At 71.4% G+C, this 17,800-nt stretch carries 16 protein-coding genes; 10 read left to right on the top strand and 6 right to left on the bottom strand.

The window, feature by feature from the left end; genetic code table 11:
- Positions 1 to 13 precede the first annotated feature (13 nt).
- Positions 14 to 1,720 (bottom strand): substrate-binding domain-containing protein, encoded by a 1,707-nt coding sequence (locus tag AB4Y83_RS03670; protein WP_442296061.1) that lies wholly within the window; start codon positions 1,718 to 1,720, stop codon positions 14 to 16.
- 181 nt (positions 1,721 to 1,901) lie between these two features.
- Positions 1,902 to 3,161, bottom strand: coding sequence for a DNA recombination protein RmuC (locus AB4Y83_RS03665; protein ID WP_442296060.1), 1,260 nt, complete (start codon positions 3,159 to 3,161; stop codon positions 1,902 to 1,904).
- Between the two features lie 141 nt (positions 3,162 to 3,302).
- Between AB4Y83_RS03665 and AB4Y83_RS03660 the strand changes: the two genes are divergently transcribed.
- The 4 genes from AB4Y83_RS03660 to AB4Y83_RS03645 all read left to right on the top strand — a co-directional run bounded on the left by AB4Y83_RS03660 (position 3,303) and on the right by AB4Y83_RS03645 (position 6,385).
- Positions 3,303 to 4,151: a thioesterase family protein gene (locus AB4Y83_RS03660; protein WP_442275170.1), complete on the top strand. Its 849-nt coding sequence runs from the start codon at positions 3,303 to 3,305 to the stop codon at positions 4,149 to 4,151.
- Positions 4,148 to 4,687: a histidine phosphatase family protein gene (locus AB4Y83_RS03655; protein WP_442275169.1), complete on the top strand. Its 540-nt coding sequence runs from the start codon at positions 4,148 to 4,150 to the stop codon at positions 4,685 to 4,687. The genes AB4Y83_RS03660 and AB4Y83_RS03655 overlap by 4 nt, the downstream gene beginning before the upstream one ends.
- 67 nt (positions 4,688 to 4,754) lie before the next feature.
- Positions 4,755 to 5,849, top strand: a complete 1,095-nt coding sequence (gene ychF, locus AB4Y83_RS03650; RefSeq protein ID WP_442296059.1) for a redox-regulated ATPase YchF — start codon at positions 4,755 to 4,757, stop codon at positions 5,847 to 5,849.
- Between the two features lie 122 nt (positions 5,850 to 5,971).
- Complete coding sequence (locus AB4Y83_RS03645) at positions 5,972 to 6,385, top strand: acyltransferase (RefSeq protein WP_442296058.1); 414 nt, start codon at positions 5,972 to 5,974, stop codon at positions 6,383 to 6,385.
- A gap of 227 nt (positions 6,386 to 6,612) precedes the next feature.
- Here the strand turns inward: AB4Y83_RS03645 and AB4Y83_RS03640 are convergent, their stop codons facing one another.
- Both AB4Y83_RS03640 and AB4Y83_RS03635 read right to left on the bottom strand, forming a co-directional pair.
- Positions 6,613 to 6,897 carry a hypothetical protein gene (locus AB4Y83_RS03640; protein WP_442296057.1) on the bottom strand — a complete coding sequence of 95 codons (285 nt, stop codon included), beginning with the start codon at positions 6,895 to 6,897 and terminating at the stop codon, positions 6,613 to 6,615.
- Between the two features lie 197 nt (positions 6,898 to 7,094).
- Positions 7,095 to 7,298 (bottom strand): cold-shock protein, encoded by a 204-nt coding sequence (locus AB4Y83_RS03635; protein WP_009777120.1) that lies wholly within the window; start codon positions 7,296 to 7,298, stop codon positions 7,095 to 7,097.
- A 359-nt stretch (positions 7,299 to 7,657) separates the two neighbouring features.
- On the opposite strand from AB4Y83_RS03635, the gene AB4Y83_RS03630 reads away from it, so the two are divergent.
- The gene (locus AB4Y83_RS03630) at positions 7,658 to 7,993 is read left to right on the top strand and encodes a DUF4760 domain-containing protein (protein ID WP_442275166.1); all 336 of its coding nucleotides are present in this window, start codon (positions 7,658 to 7,660) and stop codon (positions 7,991 to 7,993) included.
- A 17-nt stretch (positions 7,994 to 8,010) separates the two neighbouring features.
- On the opposite strand, the gene AB4Y83_RS03625 is transcribed toward AB4Y83_RS03630, so the two are convergent.
- A complete protein-coding gene (locus AB4Y83_RS03625; RefSeq protein WP_442296056.1) occupies positions 8,011 to 8,577 on the bottom strand; it encodes a hypothetical protein in 567 nt (188 codons plus the stop codon).
- Between the two features lie 138 nt (positions 8,578 to 8,715).
- On the opposite strand from AB4Y83_RS03625, the gene AB4Y83_RS03620 reads away from it, so the two are divergent.
- Positions 8,716 to 9,072: an ArsC/Spx/MgsR family protein gene (locus AB4Y83_RS03620; protein ID WP_442296055.1), complete on the top strand. Its 357-nt coding sequence runs from the start codon at positions 8,716 to 8,718 to the stop codon at positions 9,070 to 9,072.
- Positions 9,073 to 9,074: 2 nt separating this feature from the next.
- On the opposite strand, the gene AB4Y83_RS03615 is transcribed toward AB4Y83_RS03620, so the two are convergent.
- Complete coding sequence (locus tag AB4Y83_RS03615) at positions 9,075 to 10,367, bottom strand: DUF1479 domain-containing protein (RefSeq protein WP_442296054.1); 1,293 nt, start codon at positions 10,365 to 10,367, stop codon at positions 9,075 to 9,077.
- A gap of 88 nt (positions 10,368 to 10,455) precedes the next feature.
- On the opposite strand from AB4Y83_RS03615, the gene AB4Y83_RS03610 reads away from it, so the two are divergent.
- The 4 genes from AB4Y83_RS03610 to AB4Y83_RS03595 all read left to right on the top strand — a co-directional run bounded on the left by AB4Y83_RS03610 (position 10,456) and on the right by AB4Y83_RS03595 (position 17,792).
- Positions 10,456 to 11,667 (top strand): ROK family protein, encoded by a 1,212-nt coding sequence (locus AB4Y83_RS03610; RefSeq protein ID WP_442296053.1) that lies wholly within the window; start codon positions 10,456 to 10,458, stop codon positions 11,665 to 11,667.
- A gap of 74 nt (positions 11,668 to 11,741) precedes the next feature.
- Positions 11,742 to 14,408: an MGH1-like glycoside hydrolase domain-containing protein gene (locus AB4Y83_RS03605; protein WP_442296052.1), complete on the top strand. Its 2,667-nt coding sequence runs from the start codon at positions 11,742 to 11,744 to the stop codon at positions 14,406 to 14,408.
- Between the two features lie 83 nt (positions 14,409 to 14,491).
- On the top strand, positions 14,492 to 16,354 hold the full coding sequence (locus AB4Y83_RS03600) for an amylo-alpha-1,6-glucosidase (RefSeq protein WP_442296051.1): 1,863 nt from the start codon (positions 14,492 to 14,494) through the stop codon (positions 16,352 to 16,354).
- Between the two features lie 10 nt (positions 16,355 to 16,364).
- Positions 16,365 to 17,792: an MFS transporter gene (locus AB4Y83_RS03595; protein WP_442296050.1), complete on the top strand. Its 1,428-nt coding sequence runs from the start codon at positions 16,365 to 16,367 to the stop codon at positions 17,790 to 17,792.
- Positions 17,793 to 17,800: the final 8 nt, after the last annotated feature.

The raw sequence follows: 17,800 nt of genomic DNA, 5'->3' as shown, positions 1-17,800 counted from the left end.
CCCCGCCGCCCCGTCAGCCGCCGAGCGCCGTGGTCAGGGCCGGCTGGAGGTCCTCGACCGTCTCGGTCGAGACGTACTGGCCACCCGTGATCGCCACGACTTGGCGCATCGCGGCCGCGTCCGCGCGACCGCCGATGCCGAGCACGACGACCCGGACCGGCCGCTTCGGGTCCTTCGCGGCGGCAAGACGCTTCTTGAGCAGCTCGAGGGTCAGGCCGTAGTCGTCCTCGTTGGGGCCGTCGGCGACGATGACGAGGGTGTTGGCGTAGCCGGGCCGCCACGCGGACCGGGCGCGGTCGTAGGCGGCGGCGATGGTGTCGTAGAGCCCGCTCCCGCCGCCGACGTAGGTGTCGAGCCGGGCGACGGCGTCGTCCAGCGCGCCGAGGCTCTTGCTGACGCCGAGCCTGCCGTAGTCGGTCAGCTGCCGGTAGTCGTCGGCGCGGCTGCYGACGTGGAGCGAGTAGATCCACAGGGACGCCATCGTCGTCGGGGAGACGGCGGCCACGGCGCGGGCCGTCGACTTCTGAACGATCGCGAGGCGGGTGCCGTTGTCGGTGCGGTCGAGCATCGAGCCGGAGACGTCGACGGCGAGCAGGGCCTGGGTCTTCTTCGCTGCGGCATTCCAGAGGCCGGCGGCCTTCGTGAGCGAGGCGCCCTCGGCCTCACCGGCCACGCGGATCTCGCCGTACAGCGGCGACGGATCCTTGGGGTCGCCATCGGCGGTGCGGAATCCGCTGTCCTGCAAGATCTTCCGCGTGTCCGCCGATGTGAGGTAGTGCTCCAGCGCGGTGACGGGACCGGTCTTGTCCGGATCCTTCGTCAGCGACACGAGGGAGTACTCCAGGGCAGGGGCTCCCTCGGACGGTGCCACGGCCGCCAGCGCCTGGTCGGGGTGGGCGGTGTTCCACGCGACGAGCTGCGCCTGCGAGACGACAGCCCCGACGCTGCGGCCGGCCGTCGCGATGCCGGCGAGAGACACGCCGCCGGTGCCCGTGGGCGCGGACGTCGCCGCGAGCGTGCGCAGCCGGGCGTCCGGGAGCGACGTCGACGCGACGCCCAGCGCGATCCGGGCGATCGCCGACCGGTTCGGGTCGGGGATGCGCATCGGCACCGGACCGCCGAGCAGGTCGGCCCAGCGCAGGCGGCTGCCGAGGCCGGACGCGGTCTCGTCCTTCATCGCCACGAGGACGGCGCTCGAGGCGAAGGGTTCACCGGGCGTGACCGGAGAACCAGAGACAGCGTTCGCACGCCCGACCCAGACGGACGAGTCGGTGATCCAGGCGTCCGGGCGCCCCGCACCACCGAGCGACCCGGCGACCGATAAGGGCTCCTCGGAGTCGATCGTGTAGGCCGCGCACGGGCCGTCCGACCGTGCAGCGAGGGAGTCGGCGGCGGCGGCCACGGCGGGCGCGATGGCTGGGGCCACGGACACCCGGACCTTGACCGGGTCGGCGCACGACGTCGGCTGGGCCGCGGTGGTGGGCAAGGCGGTCGGGACCTCACGGAGTCCGATGTAGCGGAAGGCGCCGTAGCCGACGCCGGCGACCACCGCGAGGGTCGCGACGGCCGCGATGACGCGCGTGCGACGGCGCCGGCGGGCAAGCTCTCGCTCGGCCGCCTCGAGACGCTCGCGCGACTCGCGCAGGCTCTGCTCGTACGGACCGATGCGCCGGGTCGGCGCGCTGGAGTCCTCCGGACCCGGGCCCCCCGCCCCGGTCACGATCTACCCAATCCCACGCGCGTATTGTCCGCGGCGCCGTAGCAGGTGTCCACTCACCGGACAAATCGGACATCGACGTCCGCGAACCGAACTGCCTGCCGCACAGGGGCGCCCACGGCTGCCACACCGACGAGCCGACGACCGCGCTCCCGCGTCGACCGGCCGCGCCGGACGGTCCGGCTCAGGCGGACTGCTCGCGGGGATCGTCGTCGGACCCCGGACGGGAGTCGACGCCGGCGGCGCCCGTGCCCCCCTGGCCAACCGCCCCGGTGCGCCCGACGGCACGGCCGAGGAACGCGTCGTCCCGGGCCGTGCGCCCGAGGTCGTCGGTCAGCTCCGCCGCGCTGAGCGAGCGCGGCGCGACCTCGAGCGGCTCGAGGGTCGGGGGCGCGTCGGTGGTCAGGTGCAGCTCGTGCATGCGGCGCGCCGTGACGAGCACCCGCGACTCGAGGGTGCCGACGAACCGGTTGTACTGCTCGACGGAGCGCGAGAGGGACTGGCCCATCGTCGTCACGTGCCCGCCGAGGGTCGTCAGACGCGCATAGAGGTCCTGGCCGATGACGAGCAGCTCGCGGGCGTTCTGCTCGAGGGCGTCCTGCTGCCAGATCGCCCCGATGGTGCGCAGCACGGCGAAGAGCGTGCCCGGGGAGGCGAGGACGACCTTGCGCGAGAGGGCGTGCTCGTAGAGGCCGGGGTCGTCGGAGAGGGCGGTCGCGAGGATCGCCTCGCCGGGGACGAAGCAGATGACGACCTCGGGGGAGCGGGTGAAGGCCGTCCAGTACGCCTTGGCGGCCAGGCCCTCGACGTGCCGCCGCAGCGAGGTGGCGTGGGCGGCGAGCAGCTCGGCACGCTCGACCTCGGACACGGTGTCGCCGTGGGCCTGGAGGAAGTGCGCCATCGGCGCCTTCGAGTCGACGACGACGTGACGGGAGCCGGGCAGGTTGATGACCGCGTCGGGTCGCACCGTCGCGCCGTGCCGGCTGACGTGGGTCACCTGCTCGTCGAAGTCGCAGCGGGCGATGAGGCCCGCCAGCTCGAGCACGCGCCTCAGCTGGACCTCGCCCCAGGCGCCGCGGACGGTGGAGGCGTTGAGGGCGCTCGCGAGCGTCGCCGTCTCGGAGCGGAGTGACTCGGTCGAGCGGCTCACCTCGGTGAGCCGCTCGCCCAGCTGACCGAACTGGAGGGACCGGTCGCGCTCGAGCGCCCCGACCTGGCGCTCGACCCGGCCGATGGTGTCGCGCAGCGGGGCGAGCAGGCTCGCGGTCGTGTCGTCGACGTCGCGGGCGGCCTCGAGGTCGGCCACGCGCTCCCGGAGCACGTCCCGCTCGGCCTCGGCGCCGGCCGACCGGGCCAGCAGCGCGGAGCGGGCCGAGAGCCAGGCCAGTAGGCCCCCGACGAGTGCCCCGATGGCGAGGCCGACGAGCAGAGCGGTGAGGTCCATGCGAGCACCGTCCCAGACGGCGCCGACACCGTGGGGACGCGACACCCGGCCACGTCGCAGAACGCTGCGGTGGGCGGGACGTGGCGGACGGCATACGCCCGGGGTGGGCGGCGCGTCGGGGACGTCTGTTACACCTTGTCCGTGAGCGAGTACGACGACGCGACCCGGCTCGAGACCGGCGACGACCCCACGCAGCGGCACGGCACCTTCCACGAGGAGTGGATGATCGGCAACGCCGTCAACGGCGGCCTCGTCATGACGACCGCCCTCCGGGCCCTCGGCGAGCACCTCGCCGCCGACCCGACCGAGACGACCGAGCACGTCGACCCCGTCGTGCTGTCGGCGTACTTCATGACCGCCTCGCAGCCCGGGCCGTTCACCGTCACCACCGAGGTGATGCGGTGCGGCCGGAAGCTCTCGACGGGGCAGATGACGATCCACCAGACCGGCGACGACGGCCGGCCCGTCGAGCGGATGCGCGCCATCGGCTCGTTCGGCAACCTCACCGACCTCGACGTGCAGCGCCAGGCGAGCCCGCCCGAGATGCCGCCGCCCGAGCAGTGCGTCTCGGCCGAGCAGGCGCCGCCCGACTTCCTCGCCAACGCGAAGTTCCTCGAGCGTCTCGACCTGCGGCTCGACCCGAGCACGGCCGGGTGGGCGCTCGGCAAGCCCTCGATGCGCGGGGTCATGCGCGGCTGGCTGCGGCTGCGCGACGGCCGCGCGCCCGACACGACCATGCTCATGATGGCGCTCGACGCCCTCCCGCCCGTCGCGTTCGACCTCGGGCTCTTCGGCTGGACCCCGACGCTCGAGTTCACCGGCCACGTGCGCCGTCGGCCCGAGCCGGGCTGGTTGCAGGTGACGCTCGGCAGCGACACCCTCGGCGGCGGGATGATGGAGGAGGACGCGATGATCTGGGACTCCGCCGGCAACCTCGTCGCGCAGTCCCGCCAGCTGTGCGGCGTGCGGCTGCCCAAGGCCGGCGGGTGAGCGTCGAGCTCGTCTACGAGACCCACTCGATCACCGACGACAACGAGGCCGGGGTCGCGACCGGCTGGCTCCCCGGTCGTCTCTCGGAGGAGGGTCGTCGTCTCGCCGTCGAGCTCGGGCGACGGCGACCCGCGGCCGGGTTCGCCGCGGTCTACACCTCCGACCTGGCCCGTGCCGTCGAGACGGCCGAGCTCGCCTACGGCGGCACCGACGTGCCCCGGCACGCCGACGCCCGGCTGCGCGAGTGCGACTACGGCCGGCTGAACGGGGGGCCCGTCGCCGACCTCGAACGCGTGCGGCTCGACCACGTCGACGTGCCCTTCCCGGGCGGCGGCCAGAGCTACCGTGACGTCGTCGACGCGACGGCGGACGTGCTGCGCGACCTGCGGCGCGACCACGACGGCGAGCGTGTGCTCCTCATCGCCCACTCCGCCAACCGCTGGGCGCTCCAGCACCTGCTCGACGGGGTGCCGCTCGAGCAGCTCGTCACCGCGCCCTTCGCGTGGCAGCCCGGCTGGGACTGGACGCTGGGGTGAGCGGGGGAGGGCGGCATACGCCCTCGTGGTCGGAGCCGGGCCCGATCGCCACTAAACTCTTGTCCTCGTGGCACTCACCATCGGAATCGTCGGTCTCCCCAACGTCGGCAAGTCGACGCTCTTCAACGCGCTGACCAAGAACAACGTGCTCGCCGCGAACTACCCGTTCGCGACGATCGAGCCGAACGTCGGCGTCGTCCCGCTGCCGGACTCGCGCCTCGGCGCGCTCGCCGAGATCTTCGGCTCCGAGAAGATCCTCCCGGCTACGGTGAGCTTCGTCGACATCGCCGGCATCGTCCGCGGCGCCTCCGAGGGGGAGGGGCTCGGCAACAAGTTCCTCGCCAACATCCGTGAGGCCGACGCGATCTGCCAGGTCGTCCGCGCCTTCGAGGACGGCGACGTCGTCCACGTCGACGGCAAGGTGAGTCCCGCGAGCGACATCGAGACGATCCACACCGAGCTCATCCTCGCCGACCTCCAGACGCTCGAGAAGGCGGTGCCCCGCCTCGAGAAGGAAGCCCGGGTCAACAAGGACAGGAAGGCCCCCGTCGACCTCGCGGTCGCCGCGCAGAAGGTCCTCGAGGAGGGTCACACGCTGTATGCCGCCGGGCCGGCCGCAGGGGTGGACCTGGCCGAGGCGAAGCAGCTGGGTCTGCTGACGACCAAGCCCTTCATCTACGTCTTCAACCTCGACGAGGACCAGCTCGCCGACGCGGACCTCCAGGCGTCGCTGCGTGAGCTCGCGGCACCGGCTGATGCCGTCTTCCTCAACGCCAAGCTCGAGATGGATCTCATGGAGATGGAGCCCGACGAGGCGCTCGAGCTGCTCCAGAGCTTCGGGGCCGAGGAGTCCGGCATGGACCAGCTCGCCCGAACCGGCTTCCACACGCTCGGGCTGCAGACCTACCTCACGGCCGGCCCCAAGGAGTCGCGTGCGTGGACGATCGGCAAGGGGTGGACCGCCCCGATGGCCGCCGGCGTCATCCACACCGACTTCCAGCGCGGCTTCATCAAGGCCGAGGTCGTCTCGTTCGACGACCTCGTCTCGGCGGGGAACATGAACGCCGCCAAGGCCGCCGGCAAGGTCCGCATCGAGGGCAAGGACTACGTCATGGCCGACGGCGACGTCGTGGAGTTCCGGCACAATGTAACTACTAAGTAACGGGTCGGGGGAGTGAGGCGGTGTTTGGAATCAAGTGGCGTCTGTCGGCCGCCGCCCAGCAGTTCGCATGTAGTCGGTACATGGGGGGCGTCCAGCGACTTCAGACCCTACGCAGACTGGGCATGGTAGGAATCGGCAATTGTTGGATCGAGCCTGGCGTCGAGTTCCGGTTTCGCGACATCCAGATCGGGGACGGCTCCTACATCAACACCGGCAGCTTCTTCGAGGGCGACCCCCCGGTTGTGATCGGTCGTAACGTCGCGGTCGGGCCATACTGCCGGGTGCTGACTCGCTCGCATGAGTTGGATCGCGGTGAACGTCGAGCGGGACCACTAACCTATGGATCGGTCACCATAGGCGACGGCACCTGGATCGGTGCCAGCGTCACGATCCTGCCAGGAGTCGATGTCGCGCCTGGGTGTGTGATAGCGGCCGGGGCGGTGGTCGCCAAGTCGACCGCGCCCGACGGTTTGTATGCAGGGGTCCCGGCGCATCGGATCCGTGACCTTCAATCTCACCGTGGTGAGCACGGCTAGAACCGTGCGAACGGACGGCGACGCGTCGAGTTCCGCTTCAACGTCTGAGCGGCTCACCCCCAGGGTCGGTTCGCGCTGTCACGCATGCGTTTGACCTCGAGGAGCTCCCGGCTGCCGCACCGCTGGCAGATGATCACGTCCTTGTCACCCGGCTGGCGTCGATACATGTGCCCCATGACCCAGCACGGGGCGTTCCTCAGTCGCATGATCGGTCCTCTCGCCCGCGCTCAACAGCCGCCGCTGCCGTCGCCACCGCAGCCGCCGCCGTCGAAACCGCCCCCGTCGAAGCCGCCGGAGAATCCCCCGCCGAACCCGTCGCCGTTGGAGTAGCCCCAACCGCTCTCGGCCCCGAAGCCGGCGGAGTCGCATCGACCTGCGCCGAGCCGGGCGCCTCGCGCACCGGGACGGTGCCTACCGCACTCCGTGCAGGTGCGGCCGTGTGTCGGGCCGTCCGCCGCAGGCTCCCAGCGGTGCCGGCCGATCATGCACGTGAAGCTCTTGGTGGTGTCCATGCCTCAGGATCGGCCGCGACCGGCCCGCCGTCTGTGCGCGTCGCTACACATGGCGAGGTTCCCTGCTCGTGGCGACCGGTGGACAGCGAGCCGTCACCGCCGGTGCGGCCTGCGAGGGCTCGCCCGTGAAAAAGCAGATCCCCGACCAGAAGGTCGGGGATCTGCGCGGGACCGAAGTCACCGAAGGCTGTTGGGGGTCAGATGCCCTTGACCTTCTCCGCCTGGGGGCCCTTCGGGCCCTGCGTGACGTCGAACTCGACCTTCTGGCCCTCCTGGAGCTCGCGGTAGCCGCCGCTCTCGATGGCCGAGTAGTGAACGAAGACATCGGCGCCGCCGCCGTCCTGCTCAATGAAGCCGAAGCCCTTTTCGCTGTTGAACCACTTCACGGTGCCTGTTGCCACTGGTGTTGCCTCTTCTTGTCTGCGAGGCCTCCCGTGCGGAGACCTCAGGCTGCCGCTGGTCACGACGGGCGCGTCACGCGAACCTTCGCGCAGCAGCTTCGTCGTGCCGAGCCCGCACCTGACGGACTGGGACGGCAACTGGGAACGAAGGTAGCAGTCGCAGGCTCCCCTGACCCCGTCCCGGTGGGTGCGAGCCCAGTGTGTCCGGACCTCGAGATGCGCCGGGGACCGCGTTGGCGCACGGTCCACGTGCATTCGGTGCCGCTCCTGCGTCGCAGTTCTGACGAAGGCCTGTCGGGCGCGACAGCGACGAGTAGCGTTCGTAGGAGTCACATCGGGCCCGGACGAGGGAGATCGAGATGCCGAACCAGGCAGACGGAGCACTGCTCGTGCAGGTGGCCCAGTGGGGCTCCACGATGGGCATCGAGGAGGCCCAGCAGGCGATCTGGTCCGACGACTTCGACCCCGAGACCGCCTCGACCGACGACGTGCTCGTCGCCCGAGTCCTCAACTGGGGTGAAACCATCGGGACGCTCACGAAGAACGGGCTCCTGGACACCGACCTCGTCCTCGACTGGCTCTGGATGTCGGGACTGTGGTCGCGCGTCGGGCCCGCAGCCAAGAAGCTGCGCGAAGAGCACGGCGTGCCCGAGCTGTACGAGAACTTCGAGGCCCTGGCCACGCGGCAGGTTTGAGGCGCACCCCCCGACACTCAGTGGCCGGCGACGCCGGTGTGTCGGGCGAGCGTCGAGCCGTAGGTGCCTGCGCCGGGACTGCGGACGAAGAGCGAAGGGTCGACCTGCGCGGCCTCCGGAGAGTTGGGGAAGCCTGCGAGCCATTCCGTGACCGCAGGTGACACGGCCACCGCGGCGGCGACGGACGCGAGGAGCGAGTGCGCGTAGAGCAGCGCGCCACCCTCAGCCGCGCCGGAACCGACCGCGTGCCCTTCGGTGACACCCTGGCCCGGGCGGCGCAGGATCCTGACCAGATGTCCGTGGTCGAGCAGCTCCGCCGAGAAGGCGGCCTGGGCGAGGTCGGCCGGCTCTGCAGTCGGCGGCCGCAGTCCGTCCGGCAGGTCGTGGTCGAGACGCAGGAAGAGGGCCTCCGACTGCTCCGACGAGAGCGTGGCGAAGGCTTCGCGGTGTGCTTGGCGGAGCGCGTCCGAGGACGCCACGCGCAGCAGGAAGGCGTATCGGGCGACGTCCAGCGCCTGCCCGTCGGATGCGTCGTCACCGTGCTTCCGTGGCCTGACCTTGCCGAGCCTGTCGCCAATCCCCATGAGCACTCCTCGAGCACCACGCGTCGTCGCCGCGGACCATCCTGACCCGTCGATCGTCCTCCGGTGTCGTACGAGGGGACAAGGGGCTGGGCCACCCTCGTCCCGGTGCGTCGCCGGTCGACGCTAGGGTTCGGCGCCATGAGCGACGTGACGATCCTGCACAACAACCGCTGCTCGACGTCCCGGGCTGCCCTCGAGCGCCTCGACGACGCGCACGTCGCGGCCGAGGTCGTCGACTACCTGCGCCACCCGCTCGACGCGGCCGCGCTGGGCGGCCTGCTCGACAAGCTCGAGGACCCACCGACCGACCTCGTCCGCCGCGACGCGCACTTCGCCGAGCTCGGGCTGACCGACGCCGACGTCGAGACCCGCGAGCAGGTCGTCGCCGTCTTGGCCGAGCACCCACGGCTGCTCCAGCGACCCGTCCTCGTCAGGGGTGACCGCGCCATCATCGGCCGGCCGAAGGAGCGGGTCGCGGCCTTCCTCGCCGACTGAGCTCAGTCGAGGCCGAGCCCCCGGCGTCCCGTCTCGTTGAGCTGCTCGGGGGCGAACCGGTCGGGCCAGCTGCGCTCGTAGTCCTCCTCTGGGAAGTCGCTCGGGCTGGAACCGCTGAGGAACGCCTCACGCACGCTGGCGGCATACCGCTCGTTGCGCTCGCACCAGGGCGCGGCGGGGATGTACATGACGTTGCCCCAGCCCTGCTGGTCGGTGACGGGCGCGACGCTGTGGATCATGTCGCAGTGCCACCACACGGAGTCGCCCGCGCGGACGTCCGGGATGCCGCTCAGGGCCTCGAGCAGGAGCGGGTGCCACCGCTCGCTGGCCGGGAAGACCTGGTTCGTCGTGACCCCGCACATGTCGTCGTCCGGGACGTCGTCGAGCAGCGGGCGGAGCATGAGGTATGCCATCGCCTCGGGGATCGGGACCGTGTGCAGGACGCCCTGGTCGTGGTCCATGTCGGACAGCGCGGTCCAGCCCTGGAAGGTGCGGAAGGCCGAGCACATCGTCGTGCCCGGGTACTGCGGGCCGGAGGTGCGGTGGGCGGCGTCCCAGGGGTCGTACTGCTCGACGCTGCCGTCGAAGAGGTGGCGGAAGGCCTGCTGGTAGCCCTGCGTCATCCAGAGGTCCAGCGTGCCGGGGTCGCAGTGCGCCCCGAGGCCGTTCGAGTCGGCGCCCGGCGGCCGGCGGCGGATGCGGTCGGGGTAGAGGGAGTCGCGGTCGGGGTCGAACCACTGCACGCCGTCGGACTCGTGCGTCCACTGCGCGTTGAGCAGCGACTGGACCGTGGCCATGCGCTCGCTCTGTCGTGCCTCCATCTGCGCGGGGGACCAGTAGACGGGGTAGATCTCGGGCTTCGAGCCGACGCTGCCGAAGAAGTCGTCGCCCGGCCCCCGGTAGCTCTCGAAGAAGGCGTTGCCCTCGACGTAGTCGACGATGCCGGCATCCCAGGCGAGCGCCTGCTCGCGCGGGAAGTGGCCGCGGACGACGAGGCAGCCGCGCCGACGCAGCGCCTCGAGCTGCTCCGGGGTGACCGTGCCCTGCTCGATGTCGGCGTAGTGGATGACGGGCCAGACGTCCTCGCCGCGCTCGCGGGCCGCGCGGATCTCGGCGACGCGCTCGGCGACCCGCGCCTCGACGACCGCGAAGACCTCGGCGACGGTGCGGCCGGACGCCTCGATGCGCGCCCGGATCGCGCTCTTGACCTCGCGGATCGCTGCGGGCAGGTCGTCGGGCGGGGTCTCCCAGTGCGGGAGGTCCGTGTCGGCGGGGGTGACGTGCGTGGTGGTCATGATGGTTCCTTTGGTCAGGACTCCTTACGAAGAATGACGGTAGCGCGTCGTGACGCATTTGGGCAAGAGTCCTAACTAGAATGGGTGCATGTCGTCCGCGAAACCGAGCCTCGACCTGCTCCGCTCGCTCACCGAGGAGCACGTGCTGCACGCCCTGATGGAGCACGGGCGCCTCACCCGGGCCGAGGTCGCGGCCCTGACCGGCATCTCGAAGCCGACGATCTCCGAGGGAGTGCGGCGTCTCGTCGACGCCGGCCTCGTCGTCGACACGGGGGAGCGCAGCTCGGGCCGTGGTCGGGCCGGGTCCTACTACACGCTCGCGCCCGACTCCGGCGCCGCCCTCGTCGTCAGCATCACCCCGCACGGGGTCGTGGCCGAGGCCGTCGACGCCTTCGGCGAGGTGGTCGCCGCGACCGAGATCGCCTTGGCGCGCGACGCCGGCGTCGGCGCCGTGGGCCTGGCCCTGACGCGGGCCGTCGCCGAGATCGCCGGCGGCGGACGAGCCGGCACCGGCGAGCGTGCGGGGGCGGGCGCGGCGCCCAGGCTGCGCGTGGCGGTGGTCAGCGCGGCCGACCCCGTGGACCGCGGGACCGGCCGGCTCGTGCACCTGCCCGACGCCCCCTTCCTCGTCGGTGACCTCGACGCGCCGGTGCTGCTCGCGGGAGCCGTCGAAGGGCCCGTCCTCGTCGACAACGACGTGAACTGGGCGGCCCGGGCCGAGCGTGCGTCCGGCGACGCCGGGGCCGTCGGGGGCTCGCACGACTTCGTCTACCTCTACCTCGACGAAGGGCTCGGCTGCGCCGTCGTGTCCGACGGTGAGGTACGGCGTGGTCACGCCGGCCTGGCCGGGGAGATCGCCCACCTCCTGACGGAGGGGCCGGACGGTCGGGCCGTGCGTCTGACCGAGGTCTTCGCCCACCTCGGGCTGCGTCGACCGGGCTCGACCGCCATCGACGTCGAGCTGTTGCGGAAGAGGATCGGCGAGGCCGCCGCTGGCGACAGCACGCTCGTCGCCCTGGGCACCGCCGTCCTGGGTGTCCTCGGCGCGGCGATCGCGCTCGCCGACCCGGAGATGGTCGTCGTCGGTGGCGCCTGGGGGCGCGACGTCGCGTTCGTCGACGAGCTGCGTCGCCGGTCCGCCGAGCTGCCGCGACCCGTTCCGGTCGTCGCTGCTCTCGACGGCGACCGGCCGCAGCTCTCCGGTGCCCGCGCGGCGGCCCTGCACCAGCTCCGCGAGTCGGTCGTCGCCGCGGTACGTGCTCCAGCCGGGCGGCTGGTCGACCGGCAGTCGCCCCGGTAACACGCCGAGTCACGGAGTTCATCCCGTCGACATCTTCATCCGCTGTACTGGACCTCCGACGAAGGGGAGCCCACATGTCCGGAACGGAACGCAGCAGGGTGGATTCGTTCAGCCACCCCGAGGACGGCCTCCACGGGGCCACCCCGTGGTACGACTGGGGGCCCTACCTCTCCGAGCGGGCCTGGGGAACCGTGCGTGAGGACTACAGCGCCGGCGGGGCTGCCTGGGACTACTTCCCCCACGACCACGCCCGCTCCCGGGCCTACCGCTGGGGCGAGGACGGCATGGCAGGCGTCAGCGACGTCGACCAGAACCTGTGCATGGCCCTGGCGCTGTGGAACGGCCGCGACCCGATCCTCAAGGAGCGGATGTTCGGCCTCACCGGCCCCGAGGGCAACCACGGCGAGGACGTCAAGGAGTACTGGTGGTTCCTCGACGCCCTGCCGAGCCACGCGTGGCTGCACTGGCGGTACCACTACCCGCAGGCCGAGTACCCGTATGCCGCCCTCGTGGCCGAGAACGGCCTTCGCGACCAGACGCAGCCGGAGTACGAGCTCATGGACACGGGTGTCTTCGACGACGACCGCTACTGGGTGGTCGACGTCGTGCACGCCAAGGCCGACCCGTACGACCTGCTCATGGAGGTCCGCGTCACCAATGCGGGCCCCGACGTGGCGACGCTGCACGTCCTGCCGCAGCTGTGGTTCCGCAACACGTGGTCCTGGGACGTGGGCGCCACCCGGCCCTCGCTGAGCGCGACGGGCCCCGACCGGGTCGCGGTGGAGCACCCGCGGTTCGGCGAGCTCGAGTGGGAGCTCGCGCCCGGGCCCACCGGTGAGTCGCCCGAGCTGCTGTTCTGCGAGAACGAGACCAACAGCCGGCGGCTGTACGGCTCCGACTCCTCAGCGGACTACCCGAAGGACGGGGTCAACGACCACGTCGTGACCGGCGCGCCGACGGTCAACCCGGAACGGGTCGGGTCGAAGAGCGCGGCCTGGTACCGCCTGACCGTGGCCCCGGGCGAGACGCAGGTCGTGCGCGTCCGCCTCCGGGCGCCGTCCTCGGCGCCCGCCTTCGGCGCGCCGTTCGACGCAGTCATCGAGCAGCGTCGCGCCGAGGCCGACGAGTTCTATGCCGAGGTGATCCCGGCAGACGTCGAGCAGGACGCCCGCCTGGTGGCGCGGCAGGCCTTCGCGGGGATGATCTGGGGCAAGCAGTTCTACCGCTACGACGTGAAGCGCTGGCTGGAGGGGGACCCCACGCAGCCCCCACCGCCGGCGGAACGACGGTCCGGGCGCAACGCCGGCTGGCTCAACGTGGACGCCCGCGACATCCTGTCCATGCCGGATCCGTGGGAGTACCCCTGGTTCGCTGCCTGGGACATGGCGTTCCACACCGTCGCCCTGGCTCATCTCGACCCGGCGTTCGCCAAGTACCAGCTGCTCGTGCTCTGCCGGGAGTGGTTCCAGCACCCGAACGGGGCCCTCCCGGCCTACGAGTGGGCCTTCGGCGACGCCAACCCGCCCGTGCACGCCTGGGCGGCCCTGCACGTGTGGGACATCGACGGCAGGCGCGACACCGACTTCCTCGCCCGCCTGATGCCCAAGCTGCTCATGAACTTCACGTGGTGGGTCAACCGGATGGACCCGGAGGGCGACAACCTCTTCGCCGGTGGCTTCCTCGGTCTGGACAACATCAGCGCCATCGACAGGTCGCACCTGCCGCCGGGTGGTCGACTGGAGCAGGCGGACGGGACGAGCTGGATGGCGTTCTACTCGCTCACCCTCCTGGAGATCGCGAGGATCCTCGCCGAGAAGGACGACGCCTGGACCGACATCGAGGTGAAGTTCATCGAGCACTTCGTCCTCATCGTCGACGCCATGCACTCCCAGGGACTCTGGGACGAGGAGGACGGCTTCTTCTACGACGTCTTCCACTCCACCGACGGCAGCACGGTCCCGATCAAGGTGCGGTCGATGGTGGGGGTGCTGCCGCTGATGGGGATGGTCGTCGTGGGGCCCGACCTGCTGGCAACGCTGGCGACCCTCCAGAAGCGCTTCTCGGGCTTCCTCGGCCGACAGGACTCCAGCCACCCGGACCGCGGCGCTGGACGAGTGGTCCCGGTTCCCGGCACCGAGGCGGTCGCGTTGGGCGTGGTCCCGGCGAAGGAGGTGCGCCGGGTCCTGGCCCGGGTCTTCGACGAGGACGAGTTCCTGTCCTCGCACGGGCTGCGAGGGCTGTCGAGGTACCACCTTGAGCACCCCGTGTCGCTCGAGCTCGCGGGGTCGACGGTCACGGTCGACTACGAGCCCGCCGAGTCCACGACGGGCATGTTCGGCGGCAACTCCAACTGGCGCGGACCGGTCTGGATGCCGGTCAACTACCTCGTGCTGCGCAACCTCCAGCGCTATGCCCACTCACTCGGTGCAGCGGGTGAGGTCGAGTACCCCACGGGCAGTGGACGCACGCAGGGCCTGGGCGACTGCGCCGAGGATCTGCGCCGGCGTCTGATCTCGTTGTTCCTCAGGGGCCCCGACGGCCGTCGGCCCTGCCACGGCTGGGTCGACAAGCTGCAGGACGACCCCCGATGGCGGGACAACGTGACCTTCTACGAGTACTTCCACGGCGACAACGGCGCCGGCCTGGGAGCCAGTCACCAGACCGGGTGGACCGGACTCGTGGCAGACCTGATCTGCCGGCCCGACCCGTTCGCCGGCAGCGAGCAGCCGTGGGGCCCGTGAGCCCCCCGAGGCCCGCCACCGGGATCGCGTTCGGTCGGGGTGTCTGCGGCTCCCTCGACGAGGCATCGTCGAGGGAGTGGCTGGTGACCGACGGGCTCGGCGGGTACGCCTCCGGCACGGTCTCAGGCCTGCACACCCGTCGATACCACGGCCTGCTGTTGGCCCCCACGGCACCGGCTGGTGCGTCCCGGATGCTCGGGCTGGCCGCGCTCGACACGGTCGTGGTGGTCGGCGACCGCCGCATCCGGCTGTCGACCCACGAGTGGGAAGGGGGCGTCGTCGATCCCCGCGGGCACGAGCAGCTCGCCTCGTTCGACCTGGCCGACGGGGTGCCGCGATGGCGCTTCGACCTCGGCGCCGTCCAGCTCGAGGTCGAGGTGGCCATGGCTCACGGTCTCAGCGCGGTGGCGGTGGTGCACCGCCTGCTCGGCGGGGAGGCGCGCCTGGAGGTGACTCCGCTCTGCACGTGGCGCGACCAGCACGGTGACCGGTTCGCCGGTGCCGACCCTGACGTGGAGCCGACCGGGTCCGGCCTCGTCTTCGAGTCCGCCTACCGGGTGGAGGGCCCGAACTACCGTCCCGGGGGCGAGTGGTACCGCGGGGTCCACCATCGGGAGGAGGCGGCCCGAGGGCTGGGTGCGACCGAGGACCTCTGGGCCGCAGGCACCTTCACCGCCGAGCTCAGGGCCGGTGACGTGCTCGCGGTGACGGCTACGACAGACCTGGGCGCCCCGTCTCCGGACGCGGTGGCCCTCGTGGCCGACGCCCGGGCGCGTGCCGACGCGCTGGCGGTGCAGGCCGGTGCACGTGGCGCTGTCGATCGGACCCTGGCCGTCGCGGCGGACCGGTTCGTGGTGCGGACCCCGAGCGGCCCCACCGCGGTGGCCGGCTACCCGTGGTTCGGTGAGTGGTCGCGTGACCTGTTCACCTCCTACGAGGGACTGTTCCTCGCGACGGGCCGGGCCGAGGAGGGCCGCTCGGTGCTCGTCCGAGCGGCCGACAGCGTGTCCGAGGGCATGCTGGCCAACACCGCTGACGTCGGCACGCTGGAGTACAACACCGTCGACGCCACGCTCTGGTTCCTGCACGCACTGGGTCGGCACGTCGCAGGCACCGCTGACCTGGACCTGGCCGCGCAGCTCGCCGACACCGTCGTCGACATCCTGTCCGCACATCGGGCCGGCACCCGCTTCGGCATCCGCGTCGACCCGGCCACCGGTCTCGTGCGGGGCGGGGCCGACGGATGGGCCCTGACCTGGATGGATGCGCGGATCGACGGCCGGCCGGTCACCCCGCGTTCCGGCTGTCCCGTGGAGGTCGAAGCGCTCTGGATCAACGGGCTCGGGAGCGCCATCGACCTGCTGGAACAGGTCGGGCGCGCCACCGAAGACTGGGTCGCTTTGCGGGACAAGGCAATCACCTCCTTCATGACTCTCTTCCCCGTCGGCCCGAACGGCCTGCCCGACCTGGTCGACGACGCCGGACAGGCGCGCACCGAGTGCCGCCCGAACCAGCTCTTGGCCGCGTCGCTGCCCCACGGCCCCGTGCAGGACCCCCGGGCCGCTGCGGCTGTCGTCGCTGCCTGCCGCGCCGACCTGGCGAGCTCGGTCGGGCTTCGGTCCTTGTCGCCCGAGGACCCCGCCTACCTCGGCCGACACCGAGGCGGCCCCGCCGCCCGTGACCGGGCCTACCACCAGGGAACGGTCTGGCCCTGGCTCATGGGTCCGTACGTGGACGCGGTGCGCCGTGCCCAGGAGGACACGACCGGCCTCCTCGACGGACTCGAGCTGCACCTGTCCGAGTTCGGGCTCGGCTCGGTGTCCGAGACGGCGGACGGGGACGCGCCGCATGGCGCGACCGGCTGCCCCTTCCAGGCCTGGTCCGTCGCCGAGCTCATCCGGGCGAGGGCCTCACTCGCGGACGGCCCCCCGATCCCACCGACGTAGGAGCAACGCCATGAACGACACACCAGCCGTGGCCCGGACCTCGACCGACCTGCGCCGGGTCCTGATCCCGCTGGCCCTGGCCCAGTTCATCTGCAGCTTTGCCGGCTCGAACATGAACGTCATGATCAACGACATCAGCGAAGACCTGGACACGACGGTGCAGGGCGTGCAGACGGCCATCACGATCTTCCTGCTCGTCATGGCCGCGCTGATGATCCCGGCCGGCAAGCTGACCGACCGGTACGGCCGGCGGCGCTGCTTCACCGTCGGTCTCGTCCTCTACGGCATCGGCGCCCTCATGAGTGCGGCGGCCCCTGGTCTGGGGGTCCTCATCCTCGGCAACTCGATCCTCGAGGGGGTCGGCACGGCCCTGCTGATCCCGCCGGTCTACATCCTGACGACGATGCTGTTCACCGAGACCACCTCACGGGCCCGCGCGTTCGGCGTCATCAGTGCCCTCGGCGGGGTCGGGGCCGCAGCCGGCCCACTGATCGGTGGCCTGATCACCTCGGCAGTCAGCTGGCGGGCAGCGTTCCTGTTCCAGGCCGTCGTCGTGGGCGTCATCGTCCTGCTCAGCCGGCGGATCGAGGACCCCGTGCCAGCGGATCCCACGCGTCAGTTCGACACGCGCGGGGCGGTGCTGTCCGCGGTCGGTCTCGTGCTCGTCGTCATGGGCATCCTCGCTGCCGACGAGAGCGGCTGGCTGATGGTCGCCCTGCTCGCCCTCGGTGCAGCGGTGCTGTTCTGGTTCTTCCGCTCGGTGATCGCCATGGAACGCGCAGGCGAGGAACCGCTGCTGTCCACCTCGCTCTTCCACAACCGCACCTCGAACCTGGGGCTCATCACGCAGAGCGCGCAGTGGCTGATCCTCATGGGTGTGTCGTTCGTCGTCTCGGCGTACCTGCAGGTGGTCCGTGGCTACGACGCGATCTCGACCGGCGTGATCTTCACGGCGGCCACGGTCGGCCTGCTGGTCTCCTCCTTGGCAGCCGGCCGTCTAGCCCAACGTCTCGCCCAGCGGACTCTCATCCTGGCGGGCTTCGCCATCTCGACCAGCGGCATCGCCTTGCTCCTCGCCCTGGTGACGGGGTCGTCGAACGCCTGGGCCTTCATCCCAGGGCTGCTCATGATCGGCGTCGGCCTCGGCACGATGCTGACCCCCTCGGTGAACGTGGTCCAGTCCAGCTTCAGCCAGGACCGTCAGGGCGAGATCTCGGGGCTGTCGCGAAGCGTCTCCAACCTCGGCTCCTGCCTCGGGACGGCCGTCGCCGGCACGATCCTCGTCGCCGGTCTGACGACGACCCCGGAACGGGGCTACGGACTCGCCATGGCCGCTCTGGGCGTGGTCGGGATGGCGGGCCTCGCCGCTGCCGCGCGGCTTCCTCGGGCGGCCGCCACCCGATCGACCTCGGCCACGGACCCGGTGCAGCAGACCTGACCAGAAGG

This window comes from Terrabacter sp. RAF57, from assembly GCF_052113925.1.
GTDB lineage: Bacteria > Actinomycetota > Actinomycetes > Actinomycetales > Dermatophilaceae > Terrabacter.
Note: the sequence above shows the minus strand (reverse complement) of the source record. Positions and strands in the feature narration are given on the sequence as shown.

Coding starts and splice junctions, on each gene's coding strand:
- AB4Y83_RS03595 (WP_442296050.1), top strand. CDS start 16,365: ATGAACGACACACCAGCCGTGGCCCGGACCTCGACCGACCTGCGCCGG.
- AB4Y83_RS03625 (WP_442296056.1), bottom strand. CDS start 8,577: ATGGGGATTGGCGACAGGCTCGGCAAGGTCAGGCCACGGAAGCACGGT.
- AB4Y83_RS03630 (WP_442275166.1), top strand. CDS start 7,658: ATGCCGAACCAGGCAGACGGAGCACTGCTCGTGCAGGTGGCCCAGTGG.
- AB4Y83_RS03640 (WP_442296057.1), bottom strand. CDS start 6,897: ATGGACACCACCAAGAGCTTCACGTGCATGATCGGCCGGCACCGCTGG.
- AB4Y83_RS03665 (WP_442296060.1), bottom strand. CDS start 3,161: ATGGACCTCACCGCTCTGCTCGTCGGCCTCGCCATCGGGGCACTCGTC.
- AB4Y83_RS03645 (WP_442296058.1), top strand. CDS start 5,972: ATGGTAGGAATCGGCAATTGTTGGATCGAGCCTGGCGTCGAGTTCCGG.
- AB4Y83_RS03620 (WP_442296055.1), top strand. CDS start 8,716: ATGAGCGACGTGACGATCCTGCACAACAACCGCTGCTCGACGTCCCGG.
- AB4Y83_RS03605 (WP_442296052.1), top strand. CDS start 11,742: ATGTCCGGAACGGAACGCAGCAGGGTGGATTCGTTCAGCCACCCCGAG.
- AB4Y83_RS03610 (WP_442296053.1), top strand. CDS start 10,456: ATGTCGTCCGCGAAACCGAGCCTCGACCTGCTCCGCTCGCTCACCGAG.
- AB4Y83_RS03615 (WP_442296054.1), bottom strand. CDS start 10,367: ATGACCACCACGCACGTCACCCCCGCCGACACGGACCTCCCGCACTGG.